Origin of the sequence: Microbacterium pullorum, assembly GCF_014836535.1 — a bacterium.
In the GTDB taxonomy this organism is placed as follows: domain Bacteria; phylum Actinomycetota; class Actinomycetes; order Actinomycetales; family Microbacteriaceae; genus Microbacterium; species Microbacterium pullorum.
In genome coordinates, this window is record NZ_JACSQP010000001.1 from 134,138 (window position 1) to 146,932 (window position 12,795).

The window sequence follows — 12,795 nt, forward strand, 5'->3', positions numbered from 1 at the left end:
GCGAACGCCCGGTGCGGCTGTGCGAAGATGGATCGCGTGTCCGTGAATCCCGAGCTCGTCGGCCGCGTCTTCCCGCCGACGCCGCCCTACCTCGTGGGGCGCGAGAAGGTGCGCGAGTTCGCGCGCGCCGTCTTCGCGACCGACCCGCAGCACACCGATCCGGCGGCCGCGCAGGCGCTCGGCTACCCCGATGTGGTCGCCCCGCCGACGTTCGCGATGGTGGTGCAGGACCTCACGCTGCAGCAGCTGCTGGCCGAGCCCGATTCCGGCATCGCGCTGGAGCGCACGATCCACGCCGAGCAGCGGTTCCGCTACACCCGGCCGATCGTCGCCGGCGACGAGCTGACCGCGACCCTCACGGTCGCCACGGTGCGCCCGTTCGGCAAGGGCGCCATGGTCACCAGCGAGGCGGAGGTGACCGATGCCGCCGGCGCCCACGTGGTCACGGCGATCTCGGTTCTCCTGATCGGAGGAGAGGACGCATGAGCGCCCTGCAGGTCGGAGACGTCGTCGCCCAGCGCACGGTGCACCTCACGCGCGAGTCACTGGTGCGCTATGCCGGCGCGTCGGGGGACTTCAACCCCATCCACTACCGCGACGACGTCGCAGCCCGCGTCGGGCTTCCCGGGGTGCTCGCCCACGGCATGCTGACGATGGGATTGGCCGTCGAGACGATCGTGCCGTGGCTGGGCGATGCCGGACGCATCCTCGAGTACGGCGTGCGGTTCACCCGACCGGTCGTCGTCGACGGCGAGGGCGGTGCCGATGTGGAGGTCACCGCGACCGTGGCCGTCATCGACGGCGACACCGCCCGCATCGACCTCACCGTCACCAGCGCCGGGACGACCGTGCTCGGCAAAGCCCAGGTGCGTGTGCGTCTCTGACATGCCCGAGATCACTCCTCGGCCGATCGCCGACCTCACCACGCTGCGCGCCGGCGGCATCCCTCGTCGCCTCGTCGAAGCGCGCACCCGCGACGAGCTGATCCAGACGATGCAGAGCGTGTGGGCCGATCACGAGCCCTGGCTCGTCGTCGGCGGCGGTTCCAACCTGCTGGTCGCCGACGAGCCGTTCGAGGGAACGGTCGTGCTGGTGCGCACGCAGGGCATCGAGCGGCTGGCTTCCCCCCGCGACGGCTTCGTGCGGTTGCGCGTCGAGGCGGGGCACGACTGGGATGAGCTCGTGTCTTACTCGGTGGCCGAAGGGCTCGCCGGCATCTCGGCCATGTCCGGCATCCCCGGCACCGCCGGCGCTGCGCCCATCCAGAACATCGGGGCATACGGCCAGGAGATCGTGCAGACCCTGGTCGAGATCGAACTGCTCGATCAGGCGACCGGTGAGCTCGTCACCGTGCCGGCATCCGATCTCGGGCTGGGCTTTCGCACGTCCGTGCTGAAGGACCACTACGGCATCGGCGCTGAGCGCCACGGCGTCATCGTGTCGATCACGCTGGAGTTGGCCGATGTCGGCCACGGTGAGCTGCCGGTGCGCGGCGCGCAGCTGCGCCAGGCGCTGCGCCTGGCACCGGATGCCGAGGTCTCGCTCGCCTGGATCCGGCAGACCGTGCTGGACACCCGCCGCTCGAAGGGCATGGTGCTCGACGACGCCGATCCCGACACCTACAGCGCGGGGTCGTTCTTCCAGAACGCGATCGTCTCGGCGGCGTTCGCCCGGACCCTCCCTGCGGAGTGCCCGCGGTGGCCTGTCGCCCCCGATGTCCCCGCCATCACGGTCATTCCGCTGGACACCTTCGATGGCATCGTGCCGCCGCCGGTCGTGCACGAGTCCGAGGTCAAGGTCAGCGCGGCGTGGCTCATCGAGCACGCCGGGCTGAGCAAGGGCTTCCGTCTGCCTCGCTCGCGGGCGGGGCTCTCGACCAAGCACGCGCTCGCGATCACGAACCGCGGTTCGGCGACGGCCGCCGAGATCGCCGAGCTCGCCCGGTTCATCCAGCAGCGGGTGCAGGCCGAATTCGGTCTCATCCTGCAGCCCGAGCCCGTGCTCGTCGGCATCCAGCTGTAGCTTCCCGCGCCCGCTGCGTCCGCCGCGCGCGCTGCGCCCGGCGCGCGCGCTGCGCCGGGCGCGCGCGCTGCGCCGCCCGCCGCCCGGCCGCCCGGCCGCGCCGCGCCGGGCGCCGCCCGGTGCCGTGGCCGTGGCATCCACCCGTCGAGAAACCACTTTCCGGCTGACACACCACGCGATGCGGTGTGTCCCAACCGAGAAGTGGTTTCTCGTCGACGGAGAGGTCCGTCAGCGGAGAGGTTCCGACGGCGGGCCGTCGCCGGCGGACCCGCCACTCGGACGCGCGCGCTCGCCCGTCCCGCGGTTCGGGTTGTCTCGCCGCGAAGCGACATCCCGCGACAGACGAGCGGCGGGCAGTCGGATGCCGCGTACGACCGGCATCCGCCACCCGCCCCTTGAGAAACCACTTTCCGGCTGACACACCACGCGATGCGGTGCGTCTCACCCGGAAAGTGGTTTCTCGGCGCGGTGCGCGCGGGCGCGCGGAGCGGGGCGCGCGCGGCGGCGCGGCGCGGCGGCGGCGCGGGCCGCGGCGCGGGGCGCGGTGCGCGGCGGGGCGGGTCAGGCGAAGAGGGACTGCAGGCGCTGCACGCCCTCGAGCAGCTGCTCGTCGCCGAGCGCGTACGACAGGCGCAGGTAGCCCGACGGCCCGAACGCCTCGCCGGGGACGACGGCCACCTCGGCGCGCTCGAGGATGAAGTCGGCCAGCTCCAACGAGGTCGTCGGGGTGACGCCGTCCCACGTGCGACCGAGCAGCCCCGTGACGTCGGGGTAGACGTAGAACGCGCCGAGTGGGTTGGGCACCGTGACGCCGTCGATCTTCGACAGCTCCTCGACGATCAGCCGGCGACGGCGGTCGAATGCCTGTCGCATCTGCTCGACCTCGTCCTGCGGCCCGGTGAGGGCGGCCAGGGCTGCGCGCTGCGCGATGTTGTTGACGTTGGAGCTCAGGTGCGACTGCAGGTTGCCCGCCAGCTTGACGGCGTCGGCGGGGCCGACCATCCAGCCCACGCGCCATCCGGTCATCGCGTAGGTCTTCGCGACGCCGTTGAGCAGCAGCGTCTGACCGGCCAGCTGCGGCACGGCCTCGACGATCGAGACGGCGCGTGCGCCGTCGTAGACGAGGTTCTGGTAGATCTCGTCGGTGATCACCCAGATGCCGTGCTCGAGCGCCCACTCGCCGATCGCCGCGGTCTCCTCGGGGGTGTAGACGGCGCCCGTGGGGTTCGAGGGCGACACGAACACCAGTGCCGTGGTCTTGTCGGTGCGGGCGGCCTCAAGCTGCTCGACGGTGACCTTGTAGTCCTGTTCGGCGCCGGCGAAGACCTCGACGGGGGAGCCGTCGGCCAGCGCGATCGCCTCGGGGTACGTCGTCCAGTAGGGCGCCGGCAGCAGCACCTCGTCGCCGGGGTTCACGACCGTCTGGAACGCCTGGTACACCGCCTGCTTGCCGCCGTTGGTGACGACGACCTGCGCCGGGGACACCTCCAGCCCGGAGTCGCGGAGCGTCTTGGCCGCGATCGCCTCGCGCAGCACCGGCAGTCCCACCGCGGGGGTGTAGCGGAAGTTCGCCGGGTCGCGCAGCGCCTCCGCCGCGGCATCCACGATGAACTGCGGCGTCGCGAAGTCGGGCTCGCCGGCGGCGTAGGAGATGACAGGGCGGCCGGCCGCCTGCAGCGACTTCGCCTTGGCATCCACCTTGAGGGTCGCGGACTCGGCGATGGCGGACAGCTTGCGGGACAGGGGAGCGCGTTCGGTCACGGTTGAAATCGTAGTGCGCGAGCGTGGTTCGCGCCGGGTCGCCCCGGTTCACGGGTAACTGTGCGTAGGGAAAGCGTCGCCGAAGCCGCATGCTGTATCAATGGACACCGATGCCGTGCGCGTGGAGCACCTTCGCAAGATCTACGGCGACACCCCCGTGGTCGACGACGTGAGCTTCACCATCGCGCGCGGTGAGACCTTCGCCCTGCTGGGCCCCAACGGGGCGGGCAAATCGACGACGGTCGAGATCCTCGAGGGCTACCGGCGCCGCAGCGGTGGGTCGGTGAGCGTGCTGGGGTTCGACCCCGGCACGGCCGGGCTCGCCTGGAAGGCGCGCATCGGCATCGTGCTGCAGTCGGCCGGCCAAGGCGGCCTCTACACGGTGCGCGAGCAGCTGCGCCAGTTCGCGGCGTACTACCCGCGGCCGCGCGACGTCGAAGAGGTCATCGCGGCAGTGGGTCTGGAAGCCCAGGCGGGCACCCGCATCTCGCAGCTCTCCGGAGGTCAGCAGCGACGTGTCGACGTGGCGCTGGGCATCGTCGGACGCCCCGAACTGCTGTTCCTCGACGAACCCACCACCGGCTTCGACCCGCAGGCGCGGCGGGAGTTCTGGCAACTGATCCGCGGGCTGCAGGAGGAGGGGACGACGATTCTGCTGACGACCCACTACCTCGACGAGGCTGCGCAGCTGGCTGATCGCGTGGCCGTCATCACCCACGGCCGGCTGCGCGCGATCGGCCCGGTCGCCGGGTTCGGCGGCGAGCAGGCCCGCACCCCGCGGGTCACATGGCGCGAGGGTGGCGTGCTGCGCGAGGCGCGCACCACCCGGCCGTGGGAGTTCACCGCTGCCCTGGCCGAACGACTCGGCGGCGAGCCCGAGGCGCTGGAGATCCGACGCCCGGCGCTGGAGGAGATCTACCTCGAGATGGTCGACGAGCACGATGCGGCGGCGGCGCAGGAGGCCGCAGACGACGATGCCCCGCAGACACCCGCGACCGAGGGGGCCGGCCGTTGAGCGTGCTCGCGCTCGGCGCCCACCGTGCCGCCTACGAGGTTCGCGGCTACTTCCGTGCCGGGGACACCCTGTTCTTCACATTCCTGTTCCCGGTTTTCATGCTCGCGCTGTTCAGCACGATCTTCCAGGAGGAGGGCGGCATCGCCGGTGGCCCCGGCGTGCCCGAGCTGTCGGCCGCCGAACTGTACCTGCCGGCCATGCTCGCGGCGGGCCTGTTGCTGTCGGGGTTCCAGAACCTCGCCGTCGACATCGCGATGGAACGCTCCGACGGCACACTGAAGCGGCTCGGCGGCACACCGCTGTCGCCGGTGAGCTACTTCACCGGCAAGATCGCGCAGGTGCTCACCACCGGCATCCTGCAGGCGTTCATCCTCATCGTCGTGGCGGCTGTGGTGTTCGATGTGTCGCTGCCGACGGATGCCGACTCGTGGATCACCTTCACGTGGGTGTTCTTCCTGGGGCTCATCGCGTCGGCGCTGCTGGGCATCGCGGTCTCCGCGCTGCCGCGGTCGGGGCGCAGCGCCACGGCGGTGGTCGTGCCCATCGCGCTCGTGCTGCAGTTCGTCTCGGGCGTGTACATCTTCTTCTGGCAGCTGCCGGACTGGCTGCAGTACGTCGCCAGCGCCTTCCCGCTCGTGTGGATGGCGCGCGGGATGCGCGCGGCGTTCCTCCCCGCCGAGTACGCGACCCTCGAACCCGGCGACGGGTGGGAGCTGGGCTGGGTGGCGCTGGCCCTCGGTATCTGGCTGCTCGTGGGCCTCATCCTCAGCCGCGCCACCTTCCGCTGGATCCGTCGCGACGCCTGAGTACACGCCCGCACGCCCGGGGCGGGCGGGGCCACGCGTCGGCCCCGCCCTTCCCGGGCGACTACAGATCCAGCGGCCAGGCCGGATGCAGCTGGATGACGCCCGCGGTGGCCATCGGATGCCGCGACGCGAGCTCGACGGCTTCGTCGAGGGTGTCGCATTCGAGCACGTCGAACCCGCCGATCAGCTCGTACGCCTCGGCGAAGGGACCGTCGCTGACGATCACCTCGCGACGGCGCCGCCGCACGGTCGTGGCCTCAGCGGCGGGACGCAGTCGGTCGCCCGTCACCGCCCGCCCGGTGCCGTACGCCTCCTCGACCCACTGCTCTATCGGAACCGGCGTCTCCTCGGGCGCCTCAAGATCAGGATCGGTGAGTATCAGCATGAGATATCGCATCGCACTGCCTTTCGTTTGTGAGTGACGCTACGACATGGCGTCGCACCGGCGGCAGTGCGGATCGACATTCTGCTCCGGATTCGTCGCGCGACGCGGCGGATGCCCCGGACCGGTGTGGTCCGAGGCATCCGCCGCGATGGTCCGGACGCTCAGCCGAACTGGTTCATCGTGTTGTGCTGGCCGCCGGCCTTGAGCGCCGCGGCGCCGGCGAAGTACTCCTTGTGGTTGTCGCCGATGTCGCTCCCCGCCATGTTCTGGTGCTTGACCGTCGCGATGCCCTCGCGGATCTCGCGGCGCTGCACGCCCCGCACGTAGGCGAGCATGCCCTCGTCGCCGAAGTAGCCCTTGGCGAGGTCGTCGGTCGACAGCGCAGCCGTGTGGTAGGTCGGCAGCGTGATGAGGTGGTGGAAGATGCCGGCCCGGGCGGAGCCGTCGCGCTGGAATGTGCGGATCTTCTCGTCGGCCAGCCGGCCGAGCTCGGTGTCGTCGTAGGCGACGTTCATCAGGTCGCCGCGGTCGTAGGCGGAGACGTCCTCGCCCTGTTCGGCGAGCTGGTCGTAGGCCTGCTGGCGGAAGCTGAGCGTCCAGTTGAACGACGGGCTGTTGTTGTAGACGAGCTTCGCGTCGGGGATCTCCTCGCGGATCGCGTCGACCATGGCGGCGATCTGCTCGACGTGGGGCTTCTCCGTCTCGATCCACAGCAGGTCGGCGCCGTTGCGCAGCGACGTGATGCAGTCCAGCACCACCCGCTCTTCGCCGGTGCCCGGACGGAACTGGTAGAGGTTGCTCGGCAGGCGCTTGGGGCGCAGCAGCGCGCCGTCGCGCTTGATGACGACATCCCCGTTGCCGAGGTCCGCTTCGGAGACCTCGTCCACGTCGAGGAACGAGTTGTACTGGTCGCCGAGATCGCCCGGCTCGGCGGTGACGGCGAGCTTCTGCGTGAGGCCGGCCCCGAGCGAGTCGGTGCGGGCGACGATGATGCCGTTGTCGATGCCGAGCTCGAGGAAGGCGTACCGCACCGCGGTGAGCTTGGCGATGAAGTCCTCGTGGGGGACGGTGACCTTGCCGTCCTGGTGGCCGCACTGCTTCTCGTCCGACACCTGGTTCTCGATCTGGATGGCGCAGGCGCCGGCCTCGATCATCTTCTTGGCCAGCAGGTAGGTGGCCTCGGGGTTGCCGAAGCCGGCGTCGATGTCGGCGATGATCGGCACGACGTGGGTCTCGTACGCGTCGATCTGCGCCTGCACGAACTCGGCTGCCGTCTCGTCGCCGGCGCTGCGTGCCCGGTCGAGCTGGGTGAACAGCAGATCGAGCTCGCGGGCGTCAGCCTGGCGGAGGAACGTGTAGAGCTCCTCGATGAGGGCCGGGACGGACGTCTTCTCATGCATCGACTGGTCGGGGAGGGGCCCGAACTCCGAGCGGAGCGCGGCGACCATCCACCCCGAGAGGTAGAGATAGCGCTTGTTCGTGGTCTTCAGATGCTTCTTGATCGAGATGAGCTTCTGCTGGCCGATGAAGCCGTGCCAGACGCCGAGCGACTGCGTGTAGACCGACGAGTCCTGGTCGTACTCGGCCATGTCGCGCCGCATGATGTCGGCGGTGTACTGCGCGATCTCGAGTCCGGTCTTGAAGCGGTTCTGCGCCCGCATGCGGGCGACGGACTCGGGGTCGATGGCATCCCATGAGGAGCCGTGCTGCGTCTTGAGCGCCTGGATGGCGTCGATGTCGTTCTGGTAGGTGGTCATTTCTCTTCCCTTCATCGGGCGGACGGTGGGCGCTACTCGGACTCGACGAGGAAGCGCGAGTAGGCGGGGAGGGTGAGGAAGGCGGGGAAGTCCTGGCCGAGGGCGACCTCGCGGAAGACCTCCGCGGCATCGTCGAACCGATCGCCATCCCGGCGCTCGGCCTCGCCCAGCACCTCGGCGATGAGTCCCTCGATGTAGTCGCGGGTGATGCGGTCGCCCTCGGCGGTGGACAGGTCCTGGTGGATCCACTGCCACACCTGCGAGCGGGAGATCTCCGCCGTCGCGGCATCCTCCATCAGGTTGTCGATCGCGACCGCGCCCTGGCCACGGAGCCACGCCTCGATGTAGCGGATCGCGACCGAGACGTTGCCGCGCACACCGCGGGCGGTGATGGGGCGCCCGATGCGCACGTCGATCAGATCCGCCGCCGAGACGTTCACCTCGGGGCGCTGCCGGTGAAGCTGGTTGGGCCGGTCGCCCAACACGGCATCGAACTCGGCCTTCGCGGTCGGGATGAGGTCGGGGTGGGCGACCCAGGTGCCGTCGAAGCCGTCGCCGGCCTCGCGCTTCTTGTCGGCGGCGACCTTCTCGAACGCGAGCCGGGTCACCTCGGGGTCGCGGCGGTTGGGGATGAATGCGCTCATGCCGCCGATCGCGAAGGCGCCGCGGCGGTGGCATGTCGCAACGAGCAGCTCGGTGTAGGCCCGCATGAACGGCACCGTCATCGTCACCTCGCTGCGGTCGGGCAGCACGAACCGTGCGCCGCGGCCGCGGTAGTTCTTGATGATCGAGAAGATGTAGTCCCAGCGCCCGGCGTTCAGGCCCGCGCAGTGGTCGCGCAGCTCGAAGAGGATCTCCTCCATCTCGAACGCCGCCGGCAGCGTCTCGATGAGCACGGTCGCGCGGATCGTGCCGTGCGGGATGTCGATGTACTTCTCACTGAAGCTGAACACGTCGTCCCACAGCTTTGCCTCCTCGCTCGATTCGAGCTTGGCGATGTAGAAGTAGGGCCCACGACCGTTGGCGATGAGCTCGGCGGCGTTGTGGAAGAAGTAGAGGCCGAAGTCGACGAGCGAGCCGGATGCCGCCATCTCACGGCCGAACCGGTCGGTGAAGCGGAGGTGGTGCTCGGTGAGGTGCCAGCCGCGCGGGCGCATCACGATCGTGGGGGTCTGTGCGGCGGTGACCTCGTAGCGCTTGCCCTCGGGGCTCGTGAACGACAGGTCGCCGCGGATCGCGTCGCGCAGGCTCAGCTGCCCCTCGATGACGTTCTTCCAGGTGGGGCTGGTCGCGTCCTCCTGGTCGGCCAGCCAGACCTTGGCGCCGGAGTTGAGCGCGTTGATCGTCATCTTGGGGTCTGTGGGTCCGGTGATCTCCACGCGGCGATCCTCGAGGCCCGGACCCGCGCCGGCGACCTGCCACGACTCGTCCTCGCGGATGTGCCGGGTGTCGTCGCGGAAGTTCGGGTCGTGACCGTTGCCGATCTCGAAACGGCGACGCAGGCGGTCGGCGAGCCGGTCGTGCCGCCGCGCGCCGAAGCGGTGGTGCAGCGCGATGAGGAACGCAAGGGCATCGGGAGTGAGGATCTCGTCGTACCGGGCGCCGAGGCGGCCGGTGATCTCGATCGTGGGCGCAGCGGTCGGGGTGGCGATGGCGCCGGTGTGGGTGCGCATGGGGGTGGCGGTTGCAGGTGACATGTGCCTGTTCTCCTGTGGGCGAGTGCGGGTGGATGTTCCGGGACTGCTGCCCCCGGCGAGTGTGCCGGGCCGGGCAGTCCGTGATCCGCGGTTCGGATCCCTGGGTGGTGCGTCGTGTGTCCACTATCCGGTGAACTTCCCGGCCCCTCACGACCGAATCCGTTGTGAACTTTCGAGATAGTTCTGCTTTCGTGACAGAATCGCGCCATGACCATGCACCTCGAGGGCGCAACGACGAGCCTCGCGACAGACGATCATGAGGTGGACCCACTCACGATGGGCCGGCGGATCCGGCAGCTGCGCACCGCGCGGGGAATGACCCTCGACGAGCTGGCGACGGCGGTGGAGCGCGCCCCCAGCCAGTTGTCGATGATCGAGAACGGCCGGCGGGAGCCGAAGCTCACGCTGCTGCGCGCGATCGCGCGGGCCCTCGGCACGACCCTCGACGCGCTGCTGGAATCCGAGCCGCTGGACGAGCGCTCGACGCTGGAGATCCAGCTCGAGCGCGCCATGCAGGGGCAGACGTTCCAGGCGCTCGGCATCGCGCCGTTCCGCGTGGGCAAGACGGTGCCGACCGAGGCGCTGCGCGCGATGATGGCGCTGCAGGGCGAGATCGACCGCCTGCGCGACGAGCGCTCCGCCACGCCCGAGGAGGCCCGGCGGGCGAACGTGGAGCTGCGGCGCCTCATGCGCACCCAGAACAACTACTTCCCCGACCTCGAGCAGCACGCCCGCGGCATCCTCGACACCGTCGGCCACCCCGGCGGACCGCTCACGCAGCGCACGGCATCCGACATCGCCGCGCACCTGGGGTTCACGCTGCACTACGTGCCCGACCTGCCGCAGACGACCCGCAGCGTCGCCGACATCAAGAACGGTCGGTTGTACCTGTCGAGCCGGGTGACGGCCAAGGCCGACCCCCGCACCGCCGTGCTGCAGGCGCTGTCGAGCCGCATCCTCGGGCATTCCGAGCCGCACAGCTATGCGGAGTTCCTGCGCCAGCGGGTGGAGACGAACTACCTCACCGGGGCCCTGCTGATCCCCGAGGCCCATGTCGTGCCGGCGCTGCGGGATGCCAAGGCTCGCCGTGCCCTGTCGATCGAGGACCTGCGCGACACGTACTCGGTGTCGTACGAGACCGCCGCGCACCGGTTCACCAACCTCGCCACGATGCACCTGGACATCCCGGTGCACTTCCTCAAGGTGCACGAGTCGGGCACGATCACGAAGGCGTACGAGAACGACGACGTGAACTTCCCCACCGACGGCCTCGGGTCGATCGAGGGGCAGATGTGCTGCCGCAAGTGGACGAGCCGGGTGGTCTTCGACGTCGACGACCACTTCAACCCGTACTACCAGTACACCGACACCGGCAACGGCACCTACTGGTGCACGGCGCGGGTGGAGGGGTCCAGCGAAGGAGCGCACTCGGTGAGCGTGGGGGTGCGCTTCGACGACACCAGGTGGTTCCTCGGGCGTGACACCCCCAACCGTGGAGTGTCGAAGCACTCCGTCGAGGTGTGCTGCCGGCGGGCTCCTGCCGAACTGGAGTCGGCGTGGCGCGAGCATTCGTGGCCGAACGTGCGCACGCCCCGGACGCTGCTGGCGACGCTCCCCACGGGGGCGTTCCCCGGTGTCGACTCGACCGAGGTGTACGAGTTCCTCCAGGCGCACGCCCCGCGCTGAGCTCGGGCTCGCCGCCGCCGGGGCTGCTCCGGTGTCGCTTCCGCATAGTCACGGGGCGGCGGAAGCCGCGATTCGTGACACACGAGCAGCGCGCGGAGTCGGGGGGGGGCGGGGGCGGACGGATCAGCCCAGCGCGGCGAGGGCGGCCCAGAGTTCGGCGCGGGCGGCGAACGACGACAGGTCGCGGCCGAGCAGCGTCTGTGCGGTCCCGATGCGGGTGCGCACCGTGTGGCGGTGCACGCCGAGGGTGCGGGCGGCGCTCTCGTGCGAGCAGTCGGCGGCGAGCCAGGCGCGCACCGTGGCCACCAGCACCGTGCCGTGCGCGGCATCGTGCGCGGCGAGCGGCTGCAGCACCGCCGCCCCCAGCGCCCGGGCCTCGGGTGTCGCGAGGGCGGGGAGGATGCCATCGCGCGCCGTGTCGGCGAAGTGCGTCACCCCGGGGCCGCCGCGGTCGCGCGCGACGCGGGCCTGGTCGAGCGCGGCGGCGAACCCGTCGTAGCCGGTCGGCGCCGACACCCCGATCGACAGTGCGAACCGGTCGGCGAACTCGTCGAGCGCGCCGACGTCGCCCGCCGACACCGCCATCACCATGCCGTCCTCGCCCCGTCCGTAGAACAGTGCGCCGCGGCGCTCGTCGGCGCGCAGCTCCAGCAGCTCGCCGAGGGCGTCGGAGCCGGCGGCGGCGGCTTCGGTCACGGCCACGACGACCGGCGCGGACGGCAGCGGCCCCCACGCGTCGCGGGAGATGCGGCGGGCCAGCGCCGGGTCGCCGGTGCGCAGCGACTGCAGCATGCCGGTGCGCAGCACGGTGCGAGCGCGCCCCAGCCGCTGGTGCTGCTCGAGGGCGAGGCTCGCCATCGAGATCACCGAGGTCACGACGTCGCGGCCCTCGCGGTCGAGCCCGCCCGCCGCGATCGCCACGACGCCCCGCAGCCGGCCGCCTCGCCCGAGCGTCTGCAGCGTGAACGCCGTGCCCTCCCGTCGCACCGATGACGCGGCGCGGGCACCGCGGCGCAGCACCGCCCCGACCTCGCCGTGCACGCTGCGGGCGGTCGCGGGATCGAGCGCACCGGCGGGGTGCTCGCGCACGAGCTCGCCGGCGCCGTCGTACATCCCCACCCAGGTGTCCAGCTGCCGGGCGAGCTCGCCGATCGTGGCATCCAACCCGTCGGGGCGGAGGGCGGCGAGCGAGATCGCGCGCTGCGCCGCCAGCGCCCAGCTGCGGCGGGCGTATGCCTGCGCGGCGACCGTCTCGGCATTGGCGCGGGCGACCGCGATGAACGGCGTGTCATAGGGCACCTCGAACAGCGGCATCCCGGCCTCATGGCAGGCGCGGTCGAGGGCAGGCGGGATGCCGGCGCGGGCGACCTCGGTGCCGAAGCCGAGCCCGGCGACACCCCGCGCGGACAGCCGCGCGACGTAGTCGTCGTACGGCTGCGAGACGGCATCGCCGGCGTCGGCGAACTGCGTGCCGGTGGTCAGCAGCACGAGGTCGTCGGCGAGGAACGGCGTCGGGTCGGCGAGGTCGGAGCTGTGCACCCAGCGGATCGGCCGGTCGAGGGCATCGGTGGGGAGCTGCTGCGGGTCGGAGGCCAGTCGCAGGCGGAGCTCGCCGCGCCGCAGCAGGGCGCGCAGCGTCGGGTCGAGGTCGGTCGTCGTCGCCACC

At 70.9% G+C, this 12,795-nt stretch carries 11 protein-coding genes; 6 read left to right on the forward strand and 5 right to left on the reverse strand.

Annotated elements, in window-relative coordinates; genetic code table 11:
• Window positions 1-36 precede the first annotated feature (36 nt).
• Genes H9651_RS00670 through H9651_RS00680 form a run of 3 tightly spaced genes read left to right on the forward strand, consistent with a single transcriptional unit; the run spans window position 37 to window position 2,022 of the window.
• Entirely contained in the window at window positions 37-486 is a 450-nt protein-coding gene (locus tag H9651_RS00670; protein ID WP_191717179.1) for an FAS1-like dehydratase domain-containing protein, read from the forward strand.
• Complete coding sequence (locus tag H9651_RS00675) at window positions 483-884, forward strand: MaoC/PaaZ C-terminal domain-containing protein (protein WP_191717180.1); 402 nt, start codon at window positions 483-485, stop codon at window positions 882-884. Before H9651_RS00670 ends, H9651_RS00675 begins: the two co-directional genes overlap by 4 nt.
• A 1-nt stretch (window position 885) precedes the next feature.
• Window positions 886-2,022: a UDP-N-acetylmuramate dehydrogenase gene (locus tag H9651_RS00680; protein ID WP_191717181.1), complete on the forward strand. Its 1,137-nt coding sequence runs from the start codon at window positions 886-888 to the stop codon at window positions 2,020-2,022.
• Between the two features lie 561 nt (window positions 2,023-2,583).
• Here H9651_RS00680 and H9651_RS00685 read toward each other — a convergent pair.
• The gene (locus H9651_RS00685) at window positions 2,584-3,783 is read right to left on the reverse strand and encodes a pyridoxal phosphate-dependent aminotransferase (protein ID WP_191717182.1); all 1,200 of its coding nucleotides are present in this window, start codon (window positions 3,781-3,783) and stop codon (window positions 2,584-2,586) included.
• 100 nt (window positions 3,784-3,883) lie between these two features.
• Between H9651_RS00685 and H9651_RS14590 the strand changes: the two genes are divergently transcribed.
• Both H9651_RS14590 and H9651_RS00690 read left to right on the forward strand, forming a co-directional pair.
• Window positions 3,884-4,798 (forward strand): ABC transporter ATP-binding protein, encoded by a 915-nt coding sequence (locus tag H9651_RS14590; protein ID WP_225216207.1) that lies wholly within the window; start codon window positions 3,884-3,886, stop codon window positions 4,796-4,798.
• Window positions 4,795-5,604, forward strand: coding sequence for an ABC transporter permease (locus H9651_RS00690; RefSeq protein WP_225216208.1), 810 nt, complete (start codon window positions 4,795-4,797; stop codon window positions 5,602-5,604). The genes H9651_RS14590 and H9651_RS00690 overlap by 4 nt, the downstream gene beginning before the upstream one ends.
• Window positions 5,605-5,665: 61 nt before the next feature.
• On the opposite strand, the gene H9651_RS00695 is transcribed toward H9651_RS00690, so the two are convergent.
• The 3 genes from H9651_RS00695 to aceB all read right to left on the reverse strand — a co-directional run bounded on the left by H9651_RS00695 (window position 5,666) and on the right by aceB (window position 9,419).
• Window positions 5,666-6,001: a YciI family protein gene (locus H9651_RS00695; RefSeq protein WP_191717184.1), complete on the reverse strand. Its 336-nt coding sequence runs from the start codon at window positions 5,999-6,001 to the stop codon at window positions 5,666-5,668.
• A gap of 149 nt (window positions 6,002-6,150) precedes the next feature.
• The gene (locus tag H9651_RS00700) at window positions 6,151-7,746 is read right to left on the reverse strand and encodes an isocitrate lyase (RefSeq protein WP_191717185.1); all 1,596 of its coding nucleotides are present in this window, start codon (window positions 7,744-7,746) and stop codon (window positions 6,151-6,153) included.
• Between the two features lie 32 nt (window positions 7,747-7,778).
• Window positions 7,779-9,419, reverse strand: coding sequence for a malate synthase A (gene aceB, locus H9651_RS00705; RefSeq protein WP_191717523.1), 1,641 nt, complete (start codon window positions 9,417-9,419; stop codon window positions 7,779-7,781).
• Window positions 9,420-9,656: 237 nt separating this feature from the next.
• Between aceB and H9651_RS00710 the strand changes: the two genes are divergently transcribed.
• Window positions 9,657-11,129 (forward strand): helix-turn-helix domain-containing protein, encoded by a 1,473-nt coding sequence (locus H9651_RS00710; protein ID WP_404802980.1) that lies wholly within the window; start codon window positions 9,657-9,659, stop codon window positions 11,127-11,129.
• A 123-nt stretch (window positions 11,130-11,252) separates the two neighbouring features.
• On the opposite strand, the gene H9651_RS00715 is transcribed toward H9651_RS00710, so the two are convergent.
• Complete coding sequence (locus H9651_RS00715) at window positions 11,253-12,794, reverse strand: PucR family transcriptional regulator (RefSeq protein WP_191717187.1); 1,542 nt, start codon at window positions 12,792-12,794, stop codon at window positions 11,253-11,255.
• Between the last annotated feature and the right edge of the window lies 1 nt (window position 12,795).